18 protein-coding genes and 2 pseudogenes are annotated in these 21,745 nt (G+C 46.4%); 15 read left to right on the forward strand and 5 right to left on the reverse strand.

The genetic code is table 11. The features are described 5' to 3' along the window. Window positions 1–339 precede the first annotated feature (339 nt). The 3 genes and pseudogenes from R7Z47_RS27145 to R7Z47_RS03340 all read left to right on the forward strand — a co-directional run. Window positions 340–1,026: pseudogene (locus R7Z47_RS27145) on the forward strand (PAS domain-containing protein); the annotation flags it as partial. A gap of 180 nt (window positions 1,027–1,206) precedes the next feature. Then, window positions 1,207–1,560 (forward strand): annotated as a pseudogene (locus R7Z47_RS27150) (methyl-accepting chemotaxis protein); the annotation flags it as partial. Between the two features lie 391 nt (window positions 1,561–1,951). Further along, on the forward strand, window positions 1,952–2,830 hold the full coding sequence (locus tag R7Z47_RS03340; RefSeq protein ID WP_213885994.1) for a DMT family transporter: 879 nt from the start codon (window positions 1,952–1,954) through the stop codon (window positions 2,828–2,830). A gap of 46 nt (window positions 2,831–2,876) precedes the next feature. On the opposite strand, the gene R7Z47_RS03345 is transcribed toward R7Z47_RS03340, so the two are convergent. The 5 genes from R7Z47_RS03345 to R7Z47_RS03365 form a co-directional block, all read right to left on the reverse strand. Further along, complete coding sequence (locus R7Z47_RS03345) at window positions 2,877–3,785, reverse strand: hydroxymethylglutaryl-CoA lyase (protein ID WP_213912013.1); 909 nt, start codon at window positions 3,783–3,785, stop codon at window positions 2,877–2,879. Further along, on the reverse strand, window positions 3,785–4,624 hold the full coding sequence (locus R7Z47_RS03350) for an enoyl-CoA hydratase-related protein (RefSeq protein ID WP_064354630.1): 840 nt from the start codon (window positions 4,622–4,624) through the stop codon (window positions 3,785–3,787). Before R7Z47_RS03350 ends, R7Z47_RS03345 begins: the two co-directional genes overlap by 1 nt. 29 nt (window positions 4,625–4,653) lie before the next feature. Continuing rightward, window positions 4,654–6,258 carry a carboxyl transferase domain-containing protein gene (locus tag R7Z47_RS03355; RefSeq protein WP_213912002.1) on the reverse strand — a complete coding sequence of 535 codons (1,605 nt, stop codon included), beginning with the start codon at window positions 6,256–6,258 and terminating at the stop codon, window positions 4,654–4,656. Between the two features lie 25 nt (window positions 6,259–6,283). Continuing rightward, window positions 6,284–7,453, reverse strand: coding sequence for an isovaleryl-CoA dehydrogenase (locus tag R7Z47_RS03360; RefSeq protein ID WP_005387610.1), 1,170 nt, complete (start codon window positions 7,451–7,453; stop codon window positions 6,284–6,286). 66 nt (window positions 7,454–7,519) lie between these two features. Then, on the reverse strand, window positions 7,520–7,894 hold the full coding sequence (locus tag R7Z47_RS03365; RefSeq protein WP_017821195.1) for a MerR family transcriptional regulator: 375 nt from the start codon (window positions 7,892–7,894) through the stop codon (window positions 7,520–7,522). A 275-nt stretch (window positions 7,895–8,169) separates the two neighbouring features. Between R7Z47_RS03365 and R7Z47_RS03370 the strand changes: the two genes are divergently transcribed. The 12 genes from R7Z47_RS03370 to cyoE all read left to right on the forward strand — a co-directional run bounded on the left by R7Z47_RS03370 (window position 8,170) and on the right by cyoE (window position 21,330). Then, entirely contained in the window at window positions 8,170–9,381 is a 1,212-nt protein-coding gene (locus tag R7Z47_RS03370) for an acetyl-CoA C-acyltransferase (protein WP_017821196.1), read from the forward strand. 23 nt (window positions 9,382–9,404) lie between these two features. Next, on the forward strand, window positions 9,405–10,898 hold the full coding sequence (locus R7Z47_RS03375) for a CoA-acylating methylmalonate-semialdehyde dehydrogenase (RefSeq protein ID WP_213867787.1): 1,494 nt from the start codon (window positions 9,405–9,407) through the stop codon (window positions 10,896–10,898). A gap of 19 nt (window positions 10,899–10,917) precedes the next feature. Beyond that, window positions 10,918–12,072: an acyl-CoA dehydrogenase family protein gene (locus R7Z47_RS03380; protein ID WP_064354634.1), complete on the forward strand. Its 1,155-nt coding sequence runs from the start codon at window positions 10,918–10,920 to the stop codon at window positions 12,070–12,072. Window positions 12,073–12,110: 38 nt separating this feature from the next. Next, window positions 12,111–12,896, forward strand: a complete 786-nt coding sequence (locus tag R7Z47_RS03385) for an enoyl-CoA hydratase (RefSeq protein ID WP_064354635.1) — start codon at window positions 12,111–12,113, stop codon at window positions 12,894–12,896. Window positions 12,897–12,904: 8 nt separating this feature from the next. Then, on the forward strand, window positions 12,905–14,044 hold the full coding sequence (locus R7Z47_RS03390) for an enoyl-CoA hydratase/isomerase family protein (protein ID WP_262606504.1): 1,140 nt from the start codon (window positions 12,905–12,907) through the stop codon (window positions 14,042–14,044). Window positions 14,045–14,055: 11 nt separating this feature from the next. After that, window positions 14,056–14,961, forward strand: a complete 906-nt coding sequence (mmsB, locus tag R7Z47_RS03395) for a 3-hydroxyisobutyrate dehydrogenase (RefSeq protein ID WP_151515467.1) — start codon at window positions 14,056–14,058, stop codon at window positions 14,959–14,961. Between the two features lie 110 nt (window positions 14,962–15,071). Continuing rightward, entirely contained in the window at window positions 15,072–15,830 is a 759-nt protein-coding gene (locus R7Z47_RS03400) for an SDR family oxidoreductase (RefSeq protein WP_005375778.1), read from the forward strand. A gap of 798 nt (window positions 15,831–16,628) precedes the next feature. Then, on the forward strand, window positions 16,629–17,510 hold the full coding sequence (gene cyoA / locus R7Z47_RS03405; protein WP_005388604.1) for a ubiquinol oxidase subunit II: 882 nt from the start codon (window positions 16,629–16,631) through the stop codon (window positions 17,508–17,510). Between the two features lie 5 nt (window positions 17,511–17,515). Beyond that, window positions 17,516–19,552, forward strand: a complete 2,037-nt coding sequence (gene cyoB / locus R7Z47_RS03410) for a cytochrome o ubiquinol oxidase subunit I (protein WP_005375781.1) — start codon at window positions 17,516–17,518, stop codon at window positions 19,550–19,552. Further along, window positions 19,542–20,144, forward strand: a complete 603-nt coding sequence (cyoC, locus tag R7Z47_RS03415; RefSeq protein ID WP_213911998.1) for a cytochrome o ubiquinol oxidase subunit III — start codon at window positions 19,542–19,544, stop codon at window positions 20,142–20,144. Before cyoB ends, cyoC begins: the two co-directional genes overlap by 11 nt. Next, window positions 20,144–20,455, forward strand: coding sequence for a cytochrome o ubiquinol oxidase subunit IV (gene cyoD / locus R7Z47_RS03420; protein ID WP_012842490.1), 312 nt, complete (start codon window positions 20,144–20,146; stop codon window positions 20,453–20,455). Before cyoC ends, cyoD begins: the two co-directional genes overlap by 1 nt. Beyond that, a complete protein-coding gene (gene cyoE / locus R7Z47_RS03425) occupies window positions 20,416–21,330 on the forward strand; it encodes a heme o synthase (protein ID WP_213911997.1) in 915 nt (304 codons plus the stop codon). The genes cyoD and cyoE overlap by 40 nt, the downstream gene beginning before the upstream one ends. The last annotated feature ends 415 nt before the right edge of the window (window positions 21,331–21,745 follow it).

Below are 21,745 nucleotides of genomic sequence, written 5' to 3' on the forward strand. Positions count from 1 at the left end.
CAAATTGGCGATAAAGAGCTTTAATATTGATAAATATATAAACAACTTGGGTGCTGAAGAAATTTCAGTATACTGCGCTTAGGTTACACTGGAGAAAAAATCGCCGTATTCCCAGCGGGGTCCTTTGATAAGAAATAGAAATCGCGTTTGAATATGCAACCAAACGATTTTGCCGCTTGCAGTTTATTCGGTATACAAATAATAAACCTTTGACTAATCCGAAGGTCGGTCAAATGAGAGAAAGTCATGTTTTTTAATAAGTCGCTTCAACAAGAAAATCAACGATTAAAGCAGGAGTTGCAAATCCTGCAGCAAATCCAAACCAGTTTAGATGAAGAGATGATCCGCTTAACATTGGATAGTAAAGGCCTCATTACTTCTGCAAATACCAAACTACAGCAAGAACTTTTCTTACATGATGATGAGATCTTAACGAAATCAATTACTGAATTGGTACCGTCAAATTCGCGCAATACAGACCACTTTCATCGAATGAAGAAAGCCGTCCAAGATAAAGTGTTCTGGAATGGGGCATTGCAAGTACGGAAAGGTAATGGTGAGGAAGCCTGGTTAAGAACGATTATCCAGCCTGTTTTAAATGAGCGCAGAGAAGTAGAAAGCTTTTTTGTTTTTGCTTCTGAACTTACGCGAACGATCAAATCATCTCGTGAGCAAGAGGACATGCTAAATGCATTAAGTCGTTCTATGGCGGTAATTGAGTTCACATTAGATGGCCATGTTTTAAAAGCCAACGATAATTTCCTAAACACAATGGGTTATACGCTTGATCAGATTCTAGGGAAGCATCATCGCATGTTTTGTGATCAGGAAGAGTCGAGCTCTCAAGCTTACCGTGAGTTTTGGCAACGTTTAGCAAAAGGGCAATTTTCATCAGAGCGATTCAAACGAGTTAACCGTTATGGTGAAGAGGTGTGGTTAGAGGCTTCATATAACCCTATCCATAACGACAGAGGAGAGCTCTACAAGGTCGTTAAGTTCGCGACAGATATTACCCAGCAGGTGATGCAGGAACAGAAAATGGCCCAGGCTGCGCAATTGGCGAACGAAATCTCCCAAGAAACTGGAACACAAACCCTGCAAGGGCAAGAGGTTATAGGCTCAACGTTAGAAAAGATGCAGATACTTTCCGAGCAAATGCAGCAAGCGAACACCGCGATTGACGAGCTTAAAGCGCACTCATCGCGTATTAGCGAGTTGGTAAATAGCATCAGTGGTATCGCTGACCAAACTAACTTATTGGCGTTAAATGCGGCGATAGAAGCGGCTCGTGCGGGTGAGCATGGTAGAGGTTTTGCCGTTGTTGCTGATGAAGTCAGACAGCTTGCTACAAGAACCAATGCAACCACCGATGAAATTGTCACAATGGTAAGTGAAAACCTACAGCGAACAGATAACGCAGTTAAGCTGATCGCCAAATGTCAAAAAGAAGCACTAGATACGCTAGAACTTTCAGAAAAAGCGGGGAATGTGATGAACGAAATACAAGATGGCGCTAGCCGTGTCGTAGAGGCTGTGGAGCAATTTAACCGCTCATTGTAGTTAATCAATAAGTTTTCATTGTAGGGGCGATGGGTAAAAAGCAATTCGCCTTATTCAACCTGTATTGAGGAGAGCTGAAGTCGCAATACTACTCCTGCCGCAGTCAAGTTAAGCGTTTTGAAGGGGAGGTAGTTCGACACCCGGTACAGGTTTTAGCCAGTTTGTTTGCTGTATAGAATGCTAAAGTAATTTAGTATGCGAAAAGGCTTGCCTTAAGACTTTGCCTGCATTTAATGTATCTAGCAGCAGAACTTCAATCTGCGTGACAACAATACAGGAGAGGATCGGGCTTTCACTTTTTCGCTCGACACAAACCCCTTTCAAATTTAGACAATAGCGCAGTAAAACTCTCTTGCTGCGCTATTGTGTGTTCCATATTTTGTGAGTACTTATGTTTAACTCAGAACGCAAAGCGACGGTTGTTCTGGTTGCGACGACGATGATCGCGGCACTTGGCTGGATATTCTCTAAGGAAACAATACAGGGTTTACCACCTTTTGGCTTTATTGGGGCGCGATTTACTATCGCTTCGCTCTGCTTACTGCCTCTATGTTACCGACCTTTGCTGAAAGCAAACTTAAAAGATGCGCTTTCTGCTGGTGGTGTCGGGCTCCTGTTAGGCAGTGCCGTTATGACATGGATTTACGCCATTTCTATCAGTGATACTCTTGGGGAAGGCGCATTTATCATGAGCCTTTCCATGCTGTTTGTGCCGATTGTTGCATGGGTTATGTTTCGTCAACGACCACAACGAATTTTCTGGCTTTCTTTGCCTATCGCTGTATTAGGTCTTGCTTGTCTTTCTTTAGTTGGTGGCTGGAAACAATCGGCCAGTCAATTGTGGTTTCTTGGTGCAGCACTGGTTTTGGCGCTTCATTTTAATGTGAACAGCAAATACTCTCAAAAACTACCTGTGCTGCTGCTTACTTGCGTGCAACTTTTTTCAGCAGGTTGCTTAGGTTTGTTGGTTTCATTTTTTATGGAATCTTTCCCGGCTGAGGTGGACTCCTCTATTTGGTGGTGGTTTGCGTTGAGTACCTTATTAGCGACGAGCTTGCGTTACGTAATGCAAACCATGGGGCAAAAATTTGTTCAGGCAGGTAACGCTGCTCTAATTATGATATTAGAACCAGTTTGGACGGTTATTCTGAGCGTGCTGTGGTATGGCGAAGTGCTAACGGCAAATAAACTAGTAGGTTGTGTGCTTATCTTATTTTCTCTAATTATTTATCGTACTGGCGGGCGGTTTCGCTTCCCTACTCGAAAGTAGAGCAAATTAACTTGGGTTGGGAGAATTTGAGGTGCCGGATGGCCTTCTACGAAAGTGATAATACGCGGTTACGCAATGCTAATGACACTTTTGATGTAGGCTGCCGACCCAGCTCTTCGCTGATCATCCAGCCAGCTCTAGCCAGTAGCTCTAAGTCGATCCCCGTTTCTATTCCTAACCCTTGGCATAAATATAGTACATCCTCCGTTGCGACATTTCCTGATGCGCCATGAGCGTATGGGCATCCACCCAGCCCAGCTACACTGCTGTCGATGGTATTGATGCCCATACTCAATGCTTGATGAATATTGGCGAGCGCTTGTCCCCATGTATCGTGGAAATGGACAGCAAGCTGGGGAAGAGGTGCAACCAACATGACGGCTTCTAGCATAGCAGCGATACGGTTTGGCGTGCCTGTACCGATTGTGTCACCTAGAGACACCTCATAACACCCTAAATCGATGAGCGATTTGGTCACGCTCGCCACCTGTTTAGGGGCTGTTGGACCGTCGTAAGGGCAATCTGCAACGCAGGATAGATAACCTCGAACAGGGATGCTGTGTTTGGTGGCTAATCGCATTACAGGCTCGAAGCGAGTTAAACTTTCTGCAATCGAGCAATTGATATTGTGTTGGCAGAATCCTTCTGATGATGAAGTGAAAATTGCGACCTGATTGGCACCAGCCTCCAAGGCTTGTTCGAAGCCTTTTAGGTTTGGTGTCAGGGCAGAATAAGTAACATGATTTCGCCTTGTTATTGCTTTCATGACCTCTGTTGAGTCCGCCATTTGTGGCACCCATTTGGGCGAAACAAAAGAGCCCGCCTCAATATGCGTTAGCCCAGTATCAGAGAGTAAGTTGATCAACCGGATTTTAGTCTGGGTCGCAACAGGAGATTCATTTTGCAACCCATCTCGTGGACCTACTTCGACAATATTTACTTTGGAAGGCAGCATTACTTGTCCTGTGATTTGGTTACCCAACTTGGGCTTCGTTTTTCAAGAAACGCTTGCAAGCCATCTTGGCCTTGTGGCGATACTCTAATGTCCGCAATGAGCTTGCTAGTATAGTGAATCAGTTGTTGATCGATGGGGTTTTGATGACATTGATGGCAGAGCGTTTTCGCTTTACGCATCGCATCTGGGCTATTAAGTAGCAACGTCTTGATTACGCTATCGACCGCATTTTCAAGCTGTTTGGCTTCTTTCACTTCGTGCACAATACCAAACCGTTCGGCATCTTCGGCTGAAATGACTTCACCACTTAAGATATAGCGTCTAGCTTGTCTATTCCCCATCGCGCGCATGACGTAAGGCGCAATGGTTGCTGGAACTAAACCAAGCCTAACTTCACTTAAGCAAAAGTTGGCACTTTGGCTTGCGATGGCGATATCACTACAACAAATCAACCCCAAAGCGCCACCATAAGCGGAACCTTGAACAACTGCGATGGTGGGTTGAGGGAACGAATCTAATGTTTCCATGAGTCTTGCCAAGTTTTGGGCATCAACGAAGTTATCTTGCCTCGTGCTTTCGGCCATCGACTGCATCCAATTCAAATCGGCCCCGGATGAAAAATGCTTACCGTTACTTCTTAATACCAAGCACCGCACATCCGTTCGTAAAGCGAGATAATCTAGGCGGTGGATCAGCAAGTCGATCGTACAAGCGTCAAAAGCATTGTGTTTGGCTGTTCTGTTTAGGGTAATGGTCGCTACGCCATTATCATCGACATGCCAAAGAACATCATCTTGCCTTTGGGCGTTGGGAATAATGCTTGGTTGCATTTCCTGCATACTAACTTCCTTAATTCATCTTTGGATGTTTACATTCTGAAGACGCCAAACTCGCTATCAGGAATGGGGGCATTTAATGCTGCCGTTAACGCTTGACTCAACACCTGACGCGTTTTTTTAGGGTCAATAATTCCGTCATCCCATAGCCGAGCACTCGCAAAATAGGGATGTCCTTGTGTTTCATACAAGTCTATGATCGATTCTCTAAAAATGTGCTCTTCTTGCTCTGACCACGCTTCCCCCTGACGTTCCTTCGCGTCTTTTCGAACTTGTGTTAAAACGCCTGCTGCTTGTTCTCCGCCCATCACAGAAATACGCGCGTTCGGCCACATCCACATCATGGTTGGATCATACGCTCGGCCGCACATGCCGTAATTACCAGCGCCGTACGATCCACCGATGATCACGGTAAACTTCGGCACGTCAGCACAAGCGACGGCCATCACTAACTTGGCGCCATGTTTTGCGATGCCTTCTTCTTCAACCTTTTTTCCGACCATAAAGCCGGTAATGTTTTGGAGAAAGAGAAGCGGTATTTTCCGTTTGGCGCACAGCTCAATAAAGTGCGCGCCTTTTTGTGCCGATTCAGAAAACAAGATACCGTTGTTTGCCACAATACCAATCAAGTGTCCTTGAATACGAGCGAAGCCACACACTAGCGTTCTGCCGTACAAGGATTTGAATTCGTCGAAATCAGAATCATCGACGATGCGGGCAATAATTTCTCGAACGTCGAATGACAGTCGTAAGTTGGCATTCACGATTCCGTAGATTTCTTCTGCGTCGTAGCGGGGAGGAAGCACGGTGTTTTCTGGCTTAACAGGTCTTGTTCTATTGGCATTGGCAATGGCTTCTCTCGCAAGCATTAGGGCATGTTCATCATTTTCAGCGTAATAATCTGCGACACCAGATTTTCGACAATGCACGTCTGCACCGCCGAGCTCTTCACCCGTCACGACTTCGCCAGTGGCCGCTTTCACCAAAGGTGGCCCCGCCAAAAAAATGGTGCCTTGCTCTTTAACCATAATGGAGACATCCGCCATGGCAGGAACGTACGCGCCCCCAGCAGTGCAAAGCCCCATCACAACAGCAACTTGGGGAATGCCTTTCGCTGACATTCTCGCTTGGTTAAAGAAAATGCGACCAAAGTGTTCTTTGTCGGGGAAGACGTCGGACTGATGAGGGAGATTTGCGCCACCGGAGTCCACCAAGTACACGCAGGGGAGTTGGCAACGTTGGGCAATCTCTTGCGCTCTTAGGTGTTTTTTTACCGAGAGTGGGTAGTAGGTTCCGCCTTTTACCGAAGCATCGTTGGCGATGACCATGCATTGAATCCCCTCTATGATACCAATGCCGGCGATAACACCAGCGCAGGGGATCGCTTCGTCATACACTTGCCAGGCGGCAAACTGGCTGATTTCAAGAAAGTCAGTGTTGTCATCAAGCAAGCGCGCGATGCGTTCTCGTGCGGGGAGTTTTCCTTTTTGCCTCTGGTGCTCAATGGCTTTTTCACCGCCGCCCTGTTTGATGGTCTCGATGTGTTGATTAAGTTGAGTGACCAACGTTTCCATCACGGCTTTATTGGAAAGAAATAACTCGTCAGTTGGCTTAGTTTTACTTTTGATAATGGCCATAATGACTTCCTTGTCGTATGTTCCGTTAGCGAGATTCTTCGAACAGCTCTCGGCCTATTAACATGCGGCGAATCTCTGAGGTACCCGCGCCGATTTCATAAAGCTTTGCATCACGTAGCAAACGACCAGCAGGGTATTCATTGATGTAGCCATTCCCACCGAGCAGTTGTATTGCATCGAGTGCCATTTGTGTGGCGAGTTCTGCACTGTACAAAATCGCGCCAGCGGCGTCTTTGCGTGTTGCGTTACCTCGATCACAAGCCGCTGCGACGGTATATACATACGCTTTTGCTGCACTCATTCGAGAATACATATCGGCGATCTTGCCCTGAACTAACTGAAACTCGCCAATGGATTTTCCAAACTGCTCTCGTTCATGTACGTATGGGACCACAATGTCCATGCAAGCTTGCATTATCCCGAGTGGTCCGGCAGCGAGGACGACGCGCTCGTAATCCAGCCCACTCATTAATACCTCGACGCCTTGATTCAACTCGCCAAGAATATTCTCTTTTGGCACTACGCAATGGTTAAATACAAGTTCGCAAGTATTCGAGCCTCTCATGCCTAGCTTGTCCAGCTTTTGAGCATGAGTGAAACCTGCGAAGTTACGTTCAATAATGAATGCGGTAATGCCACGTGAACCTGCGCTGACATCTGTTTTAGCGTAAAGCACCACTACGTCAGCATCGGGCCCGTTTGTTATCCACATTTTGTTGCCATTCAGTACAAAATGGTCGCCCTTGTTCTCCGCTTTCAGTTGCATGCTTATCACGTCTGAACCGGCATTGGGCTCGCTCATCGCTAGGGCGCCAACGTGCGTACCATCAATGAGTTTTGGAAGGTATTTTTCGCGTTGAGAAGGCGTGCCGTTACGAAAGATTTGGTTGACGCACAGGTTAGAATGAGCGCCGTAGCTTAAAGCGACAGACGCAGAGGCACGGCTGATTTCTTCCATGGCAACAACATGAGCGAGGTATCCCATGCCTGCACCACCAAGCTCTTCATCGACGGTCACACCAAGCAACCCCATTTCTCCCAACAAAGGCCATAAATGATTCGGGAACTGGTTATCGCGGTCTATCTCAGCGGCGATGGGCGCGATATGTTCCGTAGCAAAGGCATTAACGTGTTCTCGGAGCATATCGATGGTATCACCAAGTCCGAAATTGAGTGGGGTATAGGTGCTTTTCATAACGTCTCCCGGTATCAGAGGTAAGGTGGAAAAGCCGGTAGCGGTGTTGCTAATTGAGTATAGCGTTTATGTCTGCTTGCTTTTGAGTGTTTGAATACAACGCTCCTTAGCGGCATTCAACTCTGCCATAACGACGCTGATGTCGTTGAGTTGTTGCTGTAGGACAGCTTGTTTCTCTTCAATGATATTGAGCATTTTCAATAACTGTCCTTCGGTTTGTTGCATGTCGTAGAGCTCGAAAAGTTCACGAATTTCTGCCAACGAAAAACCGAGTCGTTTCCCTCTTAAAATCAGTTTGAGGCGAATTCTATCCCTGCGTTGATAAACGCGCATATTGCCTTTTCGCTCTGGTTCAATCAGACCCACGTCTTCATAAAACCGGATACTGCGAGTAGTAATATCAAACTCCTTGGCGAGGTCACTGATCTTGTATTTTTCCATAACATACTTACCTCGAATAAAAATCCAGTTTCTGGAAATCGAACCTTTAATGGGAAGGTCGAACATCAACTTTGAAATATAAACGCCTACTTGGTGTGTTTTTTCATCTCATTGTAAAGGCTAGTGCTATGCTTACGTAAACGTCAAGAAATCGCGGAATGAAAGTTTGTTAGTGAAAAAGGCGATAAAGGCTGGTGCGGCGCTTGGTGAGTAATTCTATGTAGGGTGTCATCAGTCTGCCAAGTGTTCACATATACCTTAAGGGAATGCGAATCATGGGAAAAGACATCTGGATTGTCAGCGCGAAAAGAACGCCAATTGGGCGCTTTCAAGGCAAGTTGCAAACTTACTCTGCTCCTCAATTAGGCGCACTGGCGATCAAGGCGGCAATGCACGAAGTGAATGTGACTTCGGTGGATGAAGTGTTCATGGGATGTGTGCTTCCAGCAGGGTGTGGACAAGCTCCTGCGAGGCAAGCATCTATGGGGGCAGATCTTCCTTTGGGTGTAGGGTGTACCACCATTAACAAAGTGTGTGGCTCTGGCATGAAGAGCGTCATGTTAGCGCACGATCTCATTAAAGCTGGAACGATTCGCTCTGCCATTGCTGGTGGTATGGAAAGTATGACCAATGCGCCGTATTTGCTGAGGGAGGCGAGAAAGGGAATGCGTATGGGGCACCAGTCTACGTATGACCACATGTTTCTCGATGGGCTACAAGATGCTTACGAAGGGCACTTAATGGGTGTTTATGCTCAGCAAGTCGCTGACAGGCTTAAGTTCACCAGAGAGCAAATGGATGAATGGGCCGTGATGTCGGCAAAACGTGCGTTGGAAGCTCAAGAGCGAGGCTTGTTTGCCGATGAACTTTCGCCGGTTTCACTCAATACCAAGTCAGAACAAGCGGTGCTGGACTACGATGAGCACCCTCGCTCGATTGACCTTGGTAAAATTCCTCAACTCAAACCTGCATTCGATGAAAAAGGTACGGTGACCGCTGCTAATTCGAGTGCCATTTCAGATGGCGCTGCGGCTCTTGTGCTTATGGATGAAGACACTGCGCGTCATCAGGGGCTTAAACCACTTGCGATCATCAAGGCGCACTCTACACATGCCAGAAAACCTGCAGAATTTACTTTGGCACCCGTCTACGCAATTGAGCAACTGCTGTTCCAGCTAGATTGGTCAATTTATGAAGTGGACCTGTGGGAAATCAATGAAGCCTTTGCCGTCGTGACACAAATAGCGGTGGCGGAACTTGGACTAGATACGAGCAAAGTAAATATTAAAGGTGGAGCTTGTGCGCTTGGGCATCCGATAGGGGCTAGTGGCGCACGAATTCTGGTGACATTGATTCACAGTTTGCGTCAGCTACAAGCGCTAGGCACCAATGGTGATCTCGAAGCCAAAAAAGTGATGCGGGGTGTTGCGTCACTTTGTATCGGTGGTGGAGAAGCCACGGCGATAGGCATTGAAATACCGCTTTAATTGAAATTAGAAAGGAGTAAATGATGACTCGTTTGGTTCCCTTGTTTATTGGTGGCGAGTTTCGTGAATCTCAAACATCGGATTGGGTTGAGGTAACCAATCCCGCCACTAATGATGTCATTGCGTACGTTCCATGTTCCACAGAGCACGAGATGGAAGCCGCCATTGATAATGCGAAAGAGACATTCCAATCTTGGAAGGAAGTGGCAGTATCCGAGCGTGCCAGAGTTATGCTTCGTTATCAGCACTTGCTCAAAGAGCATCATGATGAGCTTGCCACACTGCTTTCTCATGAAACGGGTAAGATTTTAGCGGATGCTAAAGGCGATGTGTGGCGTGGTATCGAGGTGGTTGAGCAGGCTGCAAACATTGCCAGCAACATGATGGGCGAAACCGTCGAAAACGTTGCCACGGATATTGATAGTTACTCAATGATTCAGCCCCTAGGTGTGTGTTGCGGCATTACGCCATTTAACTTTCCTGCCATGATTCCGTTGTGGATGTTCCCAATCGCTATCGCTGCGGGCAATACATTTGTGCTTAAACCCTCCGAACAAGTGCCGTTGACCTCTATTCGTTTAGCTGAACTATTTGAGCAAGCTGGCGCGCCGAAAGGAGTGTTGCAGATCGTTCATGGCCGCAAAGAGCAAGTCGACTTTCTTCTGGCTCATCCTGATATTCGAGCGGTGTCATTTGTTGGCTCGGTTCCCGTTGCCCGTTATATCTACACCACAGGGACTAAACATTTTAAACGGGTTCAAGCTTTTGCTGGTGCAAAGAATCACATGGTGATCATGCCTGATGCAAACAAAGATCAAGTGGTGAATAACCTAATCGGAGCCTCCGTAGGGGCTGCGGGGCAACGCTGTATGGCGATTTCTGTTGCGGTATTTGTCGGCGATTCAAAACAATGGATTGCAGACCTGAAACTGGCGATGGCGAAAGTACACCCAGGGCCTTGGGATGATGAACAGGCTGCTTATGGCCCACTGATCAGTGAGCAAGCCAAACAACGCGTATTGGACCTAATCGAAGATGGCAAACAACAAGGCGCAGTGTGTGAACTCGATGGCAGTCAGTGTGAAGTGGACGGCTTTCCCGATGGAAACTGGATTGGCCCAACCTTGTTTAGCGGTGTAACAGCGAACATGTCGATTTACACGCAAGAGATATTTGGCCCTGTTTTAGTTTGTATGGAACTCGAAACGTTGCAAGAGGCCATTGAGTTGGTGAATCGCAACCCTTACGGCAACGGAACTTCTATATTTACCGCTAATGGCGCTGCTGCGAGAAAATATCAGCATGACATTCAAGTCGGTCAAGTGGGGATTAATGTGCCAATTCCAGTCCCTTTACCATTTTTCTCCTTTACTGGTTGGAGAGGCAGTTTCTATGGTGATTTACATGCGTATGGTAAACAAGCGGTACGTTTTTATACCGAGACCAAAACGGTGACGGCACGTTGGTTTGATGACGATATTCCAACGGGGCCCAATCTGACCATCCAACTGCGCTGAGTGAATAAAAGGAGCTTTTATGGACTTTGAACTTAATGAAGATCAACGTGCATTTGCCGATACCGCTCAGCAATTTGCCGATGAGCGTTTAGCACCGATGGCGGCGGAATGGGATGAAAAGCAGATCTTCCCCAAGGACGTATTGAGAGAGGCGGGGGAACTGGGGTTTCTCAGTCTCTACACACCAGAAGAACATGGCGGCTTAGGGTTAAGCCGTTTGGATGCGTCAATTATCTTTGAACAACTCTCAATGGGCTGTACGTCGACGACCGCTTTCATGACTATCCACAATATGGTGAGTTGGATGATAGCCAGTTTTGCTACCGATGAAGCCAAAACGCAGTTCTGTCCGAAATTAGTTACGGGGGAGTGGTTAGGCTCCTATTGCTTAACCGAACCCAACGCAGGATCAGACGCCGCTGCACTGACCACTTCCGCTACAAAAAAGGGAGATAAGTATGTCATCAACGGCGGCAAAACCTTTATCTCTGGCGCGGGAGAGACAGATGTTTTGGTCGTGATGGCGAGAACCGGAGAAGCGGGTGCCAAAGGCGTGTCTGCATTTGTTGTTCCTGCTCACGCAGATGGTATCAGCTATGGGCGCAAAGAACCCAAAATGGGTTGGAACAGCCAACCAACACGAGCGGTTACTTTTGAAAATGTCGTTATTCCAGCTAGCCATTTACTGGGCGAAGAAGGGCAAGGTTTTGTCTTTGCGATGAAAGGGCTTGATGGAGGGCGTATAAATATTGCGACCTGTTCCGTCGGTACGGCTCAACAGGCCCTTAATCAGGCGGCACGGTACATTCAAGAACGTAAGCAGTTCGGCAAGTCGCTTGCGCAGTTTCAAGCCTTACAATTCAAATTAGCAGACATGGCGACAGATCTAGTGGCTGCTCGGCAGTTAGTGCGCTATGCCGCCAGCAAACTCGACCGAAATGACCCCGGTGCCACGGCTTATTGCGCAATGGCAAAACGGTTCGCAACCGATGTGGGCTTTCAGGTTTGCGACCAAGCGCTGCAGCTTTATGGCGGCTATGGCTACATCAAAGAGTATCCAATGGAGCGTCATTTCAGAGATGTGCGTGTGCATCAAATTCTGGAGGGGACAAACGAAATCATGCGCTTGATCATCGCGCGCCGTTTGCTCTCTGAGGAATCGGCCTTGCTGTAGCGAAGTATTGGATTTGCTCATTGAGAAAGGATTCAGATATGCCATTAACACAAGAAGCCATTCAACATACGATCACTAATCACGTTGCGGTGGTGACGATGAACAACCCGCCAGCCAATACGTGGACAGCAGAGAGCCTCAAGGTACTGAAGTCGCTGATACTCACACTTAACAATGATAAGCAGGTCTACGCACTGGTTTTAACCGGCAGTGGAGAAAAGTTTTTCTCTGCTGGTGCGGATCTCAAGCTATTTTCTGATGGTGACAAAGCGGTTGCGTTAGACATGGCGCGATGCTTTGGTGAAGCCTTTGAAACGCTCTCGGAATTCCGTGGTGTTTCCATTGCCGCCATTAATGGTTACGCCATGGGCGGAGGGTTAGAAGTGGCATTAGCTTGTGACATTCGAGTCGTTGAAGAGCAAGCGGTACTTGCTTTACCAGAAGCCAAAGTCGGACTTTTGCCCTGTGCTGGTGGTACCCAAAACCTCACAGCGTTAGTGGGGGAAGGCTGGGCAAAGCGCATCATTTTATGTGGAGAGCAAGTCAGCGCTGACAAAGCAAAAGAACTAGGCCTAGTTGAGGAGTTGGTTCCCAAAGGCGAAGCTTTAAGTAAAGCGCTAGAGCTTGCTGAATCTGTTGCGAACCAGTCGCCATCTTCTGTCGCCGCATGTAAGGCGCTCATTCAAAATATGCGCTCTGCGCCACTTAAGCACGGCTTCATGAAAGAGCGAGAGTTGTTTTTGAATCTTTTTGATACGGAAGATCAAGTTGAGGGTGTTCGCGCCTTTTTAGAAAAACGCCCACCGCAATGGAAAAACCGATAGGAGGCCACATGGCAGGGATGGTAACCATCAGTGAAATAGAGTGCTTAGATGGCGTGCACCGCATTGGTATCGCAACGTTAGACAACACCGCTTCATTGAATGCATTGACGTATGACATGTTAGTCCAACTTAACGATCAGCTTGTCAAGTGGCAAGACGATCCGCATGTGACTTGTGTGGTACTCACTGGCGCTGGAGAAAAAGCATTCTGTGCTGGTGGTGATGTTCGAGCTATGTATCACGTCATGCATAACGAGAGCAAAGAAAAAATCGTAGAGTTCTGTACGGACTATTTCTCGTTGGAGTATGAGTGTGACTATCTCATTCACACTTACAACAAGCCTATTATCGGTTGGGGAGGAGGTATTGTAATGGGTGGTGGGATGGGGCTTTTTATGGGAACCAGCCATAAAGTTGTGACAACAACATCACGCCTTGCTATGCCAGAAATCAATATTGGACTGTATCCTGATGTGGGAGGTACGTGGTTTTTAAGCCAGATAGATCCGCAAGTGGGCTTATTCCTCGGATTGACAGGTTCAATGGTAAATTCAAGTGACGCTGTCACTATTGGTTTGGCCGATTGGTTACTGTTGGAAGAGCAGTATCCCACCTTACTGGATGAGCTAAAGCGGCTCCAGTGGGGCAAAGAAGACGCGAAAGAGTTGGTAACTGCACTACTACAGTTAATGGAAGAACAAGTTATTGATAGCAAACCAACCACGCAAATTTGTCCATACTTAGATCAGATAGAGGAAGCGTGCAAAGGCTTTGATCTTAATGCGATAGCACAGCGAATCATGACTATCGAAGGGAATAGCCAGTGGATAGAAAACGCGAAACAAACGTTCGCATCGGGCAGTCCGATCACCGCGCATATTTGCTTTAGACAAGTAAAAGAGTACCACAGCTTACCGCTTGCAGATTGCTTCCGTTTAGAGTTGAGTTTGTCGGTTCGCAGTGCCTTATTAGGTGAGTTTAAAGAGGGCGTCCGTTCTCGGCTCATTGACCGGGATGGCGAGCCGAGCTGGATATTTAACAGTGTCAGTGAAGTCGATGAAGATGTTATCGATACTTTGTTTACCTCGCTTTGGTCGGATAACGAGCATCCGCTTGCTAATTTGGGTGAACAAACACTAGGTCAATAAGGAGAATGATCATGAGTACCATCGCATTTATCGGTTTAGGAAGAATGGGGCATCCTATGGCGCAAAACTTACTCGCGTCTGGATTTAACGTGCAAGTATTCGATGTCGATAGCGAAGCCGCAAAGCAACTAGTACCTTTTGGTGCGGTGGTGGCGAGCTCTATCGAAGAGGTAGTAGATGGTGCTAGCACAGTCATCACGATGCTACCAGCAGGGTCTCACGTTCGTTCCGTGTATCTTGGTGACTTACACGGTGGCGTAGGTGTCCTCAATCTTGTCTCGCCAAGTACCTTGATGATTGATTGTTCAACTATTGATCCGGACTCTGCGCGATTAGTCGCCAATGAAGCGGCAAATAAACGTGTGTTGTTTGTCGACGCGCCCGTTTCGGGAGGCGTAGCTGGCGCGAAAGCGGCGACATTAACCTTTATTGTTGGTGGTTCGGATCAAGCGTTTTCTAAAGCCAATGCGATTTTGCAGTATATGGGAAAAAATGTTTTCCATGCTGGCAAAGCAGGCGATGGTCAAATGGCGAAAATCTGTAACAACCTTATGCTCGGCATTTTAATGTCTGGTACGTGCGAGGCATTAAACCTAGGTATCGATCATGGACTCGATCCAAAAGTGCTATCAAACATCATGCTGCAAAGCTCTGGCCGAAATTGGGCATTGGAGCTTTACAATCCTTGCCCAGGTGTGATGGACAGTGCGCCAGCCAGCAACGATTACCAACCGGGCTTTATGAGCAAACTCATGTTGAAAGATCTCGGCTTGGGGTTAGATGCGGCGTTACAAACACAATCTTCGGTTCCGATGGGCTCGTTAGCGCGCAACTTATATTCTTTCCACAACGCGAGCGGCCACGGCGAACTCGATTTCTCAAGCTTGTTTGAGTTTTACAAGAGTAAGAAAGGCTAGACTGAGTTTTGTGACAAACCAGCCCGAGATGGTGACCTAAAACGCGCATCATTTCGGCCAACTTAGACTGGTTGAGATAGAGAACATTACGAGCGATGGAGTGCACCAATATGGACATAAAAAGTAGTGTTATTGCCATTACAGGAGCAGGGCAGGGGCTTGGGCAAATGATGGCCATTACCCTTGCTCAAGCTGGCGCTGATTTAGCGTTGTTGGATGTAAACGCCAGTGGCTTAATGGAAACACAAGAGCAGTGTCGAATGCTGAGTGCGAAAGCGTTGACATATCAAGTGGATGTCACCAACGAAATCGATGTTGAAACCACGTTTGAAGCGATTATCCAAGATTTTGGTCAACTCAATGGGTTAGTCAATAACGCTGGCGTGTTAAGAGATGGGTTACTTGTAAAAGCAAAAGATGGCGTGATCAGTAAGATGTCTTTGGATCAATTCAACTTGGTCATGAACGTTAACGTGACAGGAACGTTTTTGTGTGGGCGTGAAGCTGCCGTCAAGATGATTGAGAGTGGCTCCCAAGGCGTTATCATCAATATTTCTAGTGTTGCGAGAGCTGGGAATATCGGACAAACCAATTATTCTGCGTCAAAAGCGGCGGTCGCGACCATGGCGACAACATGGGCTCGTGAGCTCGCAAGATACGGTATTCGCGCGGCGGCGGTTGCACCAGGTGTAGTTCATACCGCGATGGCAGAGCAAATGAAACCCGAAGCCATAGAGCGATTAGAAAAGATGATCCCAGTTGGCAGGATGGGCGAAACAAGCGAAATCGCGCATGCAGTAAAATACATTATTGAGAGTGATTACTTTACTGGCAGGGTTTTAGAAGTGGATGGCGGTATTCGTATGTAAGTGACCACTGAAATAAGGCTCTGATAGACCTGAATAATAAGTTTCTTTCCATTTCAACATTTTCTATGTTGTGGAGTGCTAATTCTGCGCAACCCAAATGTATTTACAACTTATGTTTGGATTTACCTTGAGAATGATTTCTCGCAATCCAATAAAGAGATGTAAATACCACTCAAATATTAAGTGAAATCATTAATTTGATGCTGATCACACTTTTGGTTTTTTAGTTTCCGCTTCTCATTAAGGCTATCTGCGTAAATGAAGTTGATAGTCAGTCTCATCAATTTTTAGTTTCAACTTTTTGTTTTTAAATAATTAATTGTTGAAGCACGAGAAATCCGTGTTGAGGTTAATATTCTATTTAAAGTGTGTAACTTCCATTAATGGAAGGTTAGTTTCCAGTTGTGGCTAATGAGCTTTAACTTTTTACTCCTCATAATGCGCCAAATGTAACATAGTGTTTCAAAGTGTAACAATAAACTCACACTAAGAGTGTGGTTTTGATCTCCACTCAATTCCGTTTTGTTTCGCTCTGAACCCGACGTTACTCATGCTCAACACATAAACATTCTAATGACTATAACAACTGGTTCTTGGCTTGATACCAATCGTATCGTAGCAAATAACGGTTCATTCTAGCTGGTTAAATGCTTGATGACGAAGTTGAAAAATTGTAAGTAGAATAACTACTTATCGAGGTTTTTTCTTGTTCTCATACATTACCTCTGCGCTATTTGTGAGCTCTTATTTACTTTGATTGGCATCTGCTTTGAAACCAGACAACCATCGAGAAAGTTAATGGAAGCCTCAAGATATAAACGCATCTTGTCGAGGGGAAGTTTGGCGTCCGTCATACTTATGCTCTCAGGATGTAATTCAGCTTTACTTGACCCCAAAGGTGCCATTGGTGTGCAAGAAAAAGAGTTAATTATTACTGCTCTTTTGCTGATGTTGATCGTTGTAATCCCTGTGATTTTAATGACGATTTACTTCGCTTACCGATACCGCGCCTCTAACACTGAAGAAGAGTACGCACCCGAGTGGTCACACTCGACCAAAATCGAAGTGGTGGTATGGACAATTCCAATCATCATCATTGCGATTCTTGCGACGATCACATGGCGTTCGACTCATGAACTAGAGCCATCCAAACCTTTGGAAAGTGATGTTAAACCAATGACCATCGAAGTGGTGTCACTCGATTGGAAATGGTTGTTCATCTATCCAGAAGAAAACATTGCGACGGTGAACTATGTGGCGTTCCCGAAAGACGTGCCAGTGCAGTTCAAACTGACTTCGGACAACATCATGAACGCGTTTTTCATCCCTCGCTTAGGTACACAGATCTACGCGATGCCAGGAATGGTAACCAAGCTCAACCTGATAGCGAACCACGAAGGTGACTACAAGGGTTTTGCATCGAACTACAGCGGCGAAGGCTTTTCGCAAATGAAGTTCACAGCTTCAGCAATGTCTGATCGTGCTGCGTTCCTAAATTGGGTGCAGAAAGTGAAGGCGAGCCCTGATCGTATTGAAGATTGGGAGCAATACAGCTCACTGGCAGCGCCAAGTATCGCAGAGCCAGTCACTTTGTTCTCTAGCGTTCCTCCGTTCTTGTTCACCGACGTTGTGACTCAGCATCCTGGTTCAATGAACTGTTTGCCTGAAAACCAAGGATAATCGTAATGTTTGGAAGATTAACTCTTGATTCAGTTCCATTCCACGAACCTATTATCGTCATCACCCTAGCGGTTGTGGCGCTGGTTGGTTTAGCCGTAGTTTACGCGGTGACCAAAGCTGGAAAGTGGCAATATTTGTGGAATGAATGGTTTACTTCAGTAGACCATAAAAAACTTGGCTTCATGTACATCGCAGTAGCGATGGTGATGCTTGTTCGTGGTTTTGCTGACGCAGTCATGATGCGTAGTCAGCAACTCCTTTCTTCTGCGGGTGAAGCAGGTTACTTGCCACCGCATCACTACGATCAAATTTTTACTGCCCACGGCGTGATCATGATCTTCTTTGTAGCGATGCCATTGGTGATTGGTCTGATGAACATCATCGTGCCATTGCAGATTGGTGCGCGTGACGTAGCTTTCCCGTATCTGAATAACTTGAGCTTCTGGCTGTTTGTTGTTGGTGTCATCCTAACAAACATGTCTCTCGGCTTAGGTGAATTTGGTCGTACAGGTTGGCTAGCGTATCCGCCGCTTTCAGGTATTGAGGCTAGCCCAGGAGTCGGGGTCGACTATTGGATTTGGGCGCTGCAGATATCAGGTGTTGGTACGACGTTAACAGGCGTGAACTTCTTCGCGACCATTTTGCGTATGCGTACACCGTCTATGCCAATGATGAAGATGCCAGTTTTCACTTGGGCGTCTCTGTGTGCAAACATTTTGATCATCATTTCATTCCCAATCCTAACGGTGACTATCGCTCTGCTTACGCTGGATAGATACCTAGGCATGCACTTCTTTACCAATGATCTTGGCGGCAACGTAATGATGTACGTCAACCTGATTTGGGCTTGGGGCCACCCAGAAGTGTACATTTTGATCTTGCCAATTTTTGGTGTGTTCTCAGAAGTCACCGCAACCTTCTCACGTAAAAAGTTGTTCGGTTACACATCGCTAGTTTGGGCTACCGTAGTTATCACGATTCTTGCCTTTGTCGTTTGGCTACACCACTTCTTTACGATGGGGTCTGGCGCGAACGTAAATGCCTTCTTCGGTATTGCCACGATGATCATTTCTATCCCAACAGGGGTGAAGATCTTCAACTGGCTATTCACGATGTACAAAGGCCGCATCCGCTTTACGACGCCAATGATGTGGACGGTGGGTTTCCTGATCACCTTTACTGTTGGTGGTATGACGGGCGTACTAATGGCTGTTCCGGGTGCAGATTTCGTTCTGCATAACTCAGTATTCCTAATTGCTCACTTCCACAACGTTATCATCGGTGGTGTGGTGTTTGGATGTTTCGCTGCGATCACTTACTGGTTCCCGAAAGCGACCGGTTTCACCATGAATGAAACTTGGGGCAAACGCGCGTTCTATCTTTGGATTATTGGTTTCTTAATGGCGTTCTTACCGCTTTACGCGCTGGGCTTCATGGGGATGACTCGTCGTTTAAGCCAAGACATCAACCCTGAATACTTCCCACTGTTGTCGATTGCCGCAGCAGGTACGGTTGTGATTGCGCTGGGCGTATTGTCTCAGTTCATCCAAATTTACGTGAGTATCCGTGACCGCGAGCAAAACCGTGACCTAACTGGTGACCCGTGGGGTGGTCGTACTCTTGAGTGGGCAACATCGTCTCCACCGCCGTTCTACAACTTTGCACACCTGCCAAAAGGTGATGTGCTGGATGCCTTCTGGTACCAGAAACAAAGTGGCGAGTTCGATCCAACTAAAGAAGTGGAATACGAACGTATTCATATGCCAAAAAACACGGCAACAGGCATCTACGTGTCGGCTTGGTCGCTCCTATTTGGCTTCGGCATGATTTGGTACATCTGGTGGCTAGCGGCAGCAAGTTTGGTCGGTATTATCGTGACGTGTATTCAGCACAGCTACAACGATGACGTGGATTACTACGTGGAAGTTGAAGAGATCAAAGCAATTGAGGCCGAGCGTCGAGCTCAGCTTGAAGAAGCGAAGAAAAACTCAGTGAAAGACAGCGAAAGTAAAGATGATCTGGAGGTGACGTATGCAAACTAATATCGCAGCACATCACGACCATGATCACCACCATGACACGAATGGCAACAAGCTATTTGGCTTTTGGGTTTACCTGATGAGTGACTGCGTACTGTTTGCGACCTTGTTCGCGACATACGCTGTGTTGTCGAGCAATTCAATTGCGGGCCCAACAGGTAACGACATTTTCGAACTGCCATTCGTGTTTGTCGAAACCATGCTGCTGCTGTTTAGCAGTATCACATTTGGTTTTGGCATTATCGCGATGAAGCGCAACAATGTTGCTGGTCTCAAACGTTGGATGTTAGTCACGTTCGCGCTTGGTCTTGGCTTTATCTGTATGGAGGTCTATGAGTTCCATCACCTGATTGAAGAAGGCTATGGGCCCCAAACAAGTGCATTCCTGTCGGCATTCTTTACGTTGGTTGGTACGCACGGCCTGCACGTAACCTTTGGTCTGATTTGGTTAGCGGTAGCGTATCATCAACTGTCGACGAAAGGTCTGAACGACAATATGGCAATGCGCTTTAACTGCTTAAGCCTATTCTGGCACTTTCTAGATATCGTTTGGATTTGTGTCTTTACCATCGTTTACTTACTGGGGGTAATGTAATGGATCAACATGTAGAAACCAGTGCGTCAGATTACGTGAAAGGCTTTATTGCCTCACTGATTCTGACGGTAATTCCGTTCTACTTTGTTTGGACGAAATCATTACCAGATACAACGACCTATGCGATTCTATTTGGATGTGCATTAGTGCAGATATTTGTTCACTTTAAATACTTCTTGCACATGGAAACAAAAACATCCGACGGACGTTGGAACCTTGTATCACTGATGTTTACCGCCATTGTTGTACTTATCCTTATCGCTGGCTCGGTATGGATCATCTACAACATGAACGTCAACATGAAGTTGTAGGTCAAGGTATGCTGAAAAGTTATTTGTCTATCACTAAACCGGGCATTATTTTCGGCAACCTGATTTCTGTTGCGGCGGGGTTCTTCCTCGCCGCAAAAACAGAACCAGCCAGTCTAATGTTGTTCGTTACGACGTTAGTTGGTGTTGGGTTAGTCATCGCTTCAGGTTGTGTGGTGAATAATATTTTCGATCGTGATATCGACCAAAAGATGGCACGTACACGAAATCGTGAAACAGTGAAAGGCAACATCAATATCGATATTGCGTTTGTTTATGCACTTGCTTTATTGCTGGTAGGAACCGCACTGTTATTTATCCAAGTGAACCCACTATCCGCTGTCGTCGTGTTGCTTGGCTACGTGTATTACGTGTTCTTTTACACGATGTGGTACAAACGTAACTCGGTGTATGGGACCTTAGTGGGAAGTATCTCAGGCGCAGTTCCGCCATTGGTGGGTTACTTAGCGGTAACAAACTTCATTAGCTTGGAAGCGATTTTACTCTTTACCATGTTCTGTCTCTGGCAAATGCCGCACTCGTATGCCATTGCCATGTTCCGCATGCAAGACTACCGAGAAGCCGGGATTCCCGTATTGCCAGTTAAAGAAGGCATTCATAAAGCGCATCGACACATGAAAGCGTATGTCGTGGCTTTTGGAGCAGCATCATTGGGGTTATTTTTACTAGGTGAAGCCGGGTATGAATACTTAGCGGTTGCAGCGGTTGTTTGCTTTATGTGGACGAAAGTGACCTTTCGCAGCATTGATGACAACAACTACATCGCTTGGTCAAAGTCGGTGTTTAAAGTCTCACTGCTAGTGGTGATGGGGATTAGTGGTGTGCTTGGTGTCGAGTTGATTCCTCTAGCTCTGTAACAACCAAACCTAAGCGTTTGCTAAGCGCCAATATCTTTTGCTGCTGAATGCATGAATGACCTTACCTAGAAGTAAGGTCATTTAACTTTCTATTGTCCTTTGTTTTCCCTGTTTTTCCTGTTCCTCCTCTAGCTTCACTATCACGTATTCATATCTAAAAGCAAAAACAACCAGTGTGTAAAACATAGTAGATCGCGCGTTTCCGCTGACGCGTAATAATGCCAAGAGATAGCGACGATTAAGCTAAAAGTATAAACAGCGCAATAACTCTACTTACCATATGAGAATTCAATATCGATAGTTTGTAATGTAAACATTTGGGGTAGTGCTAGTTCCCATAGCAGCATACAAACTAACAATGCGAATGTTTAAGTTGAATCACCAGCTAGCGAAATACACAAGTTTTACGACTGAA

This window comes from Vibrio sp. 1641 (assembly GCF_033339995.1).
In the GTDB taxonomy this organism is placed as follows: Bacteria; Pseudomonadota; Gammaproteobacteria; order Enterobacterales; family Vibrionaceae; genus Vibrio; species Vibrio alginolyticus.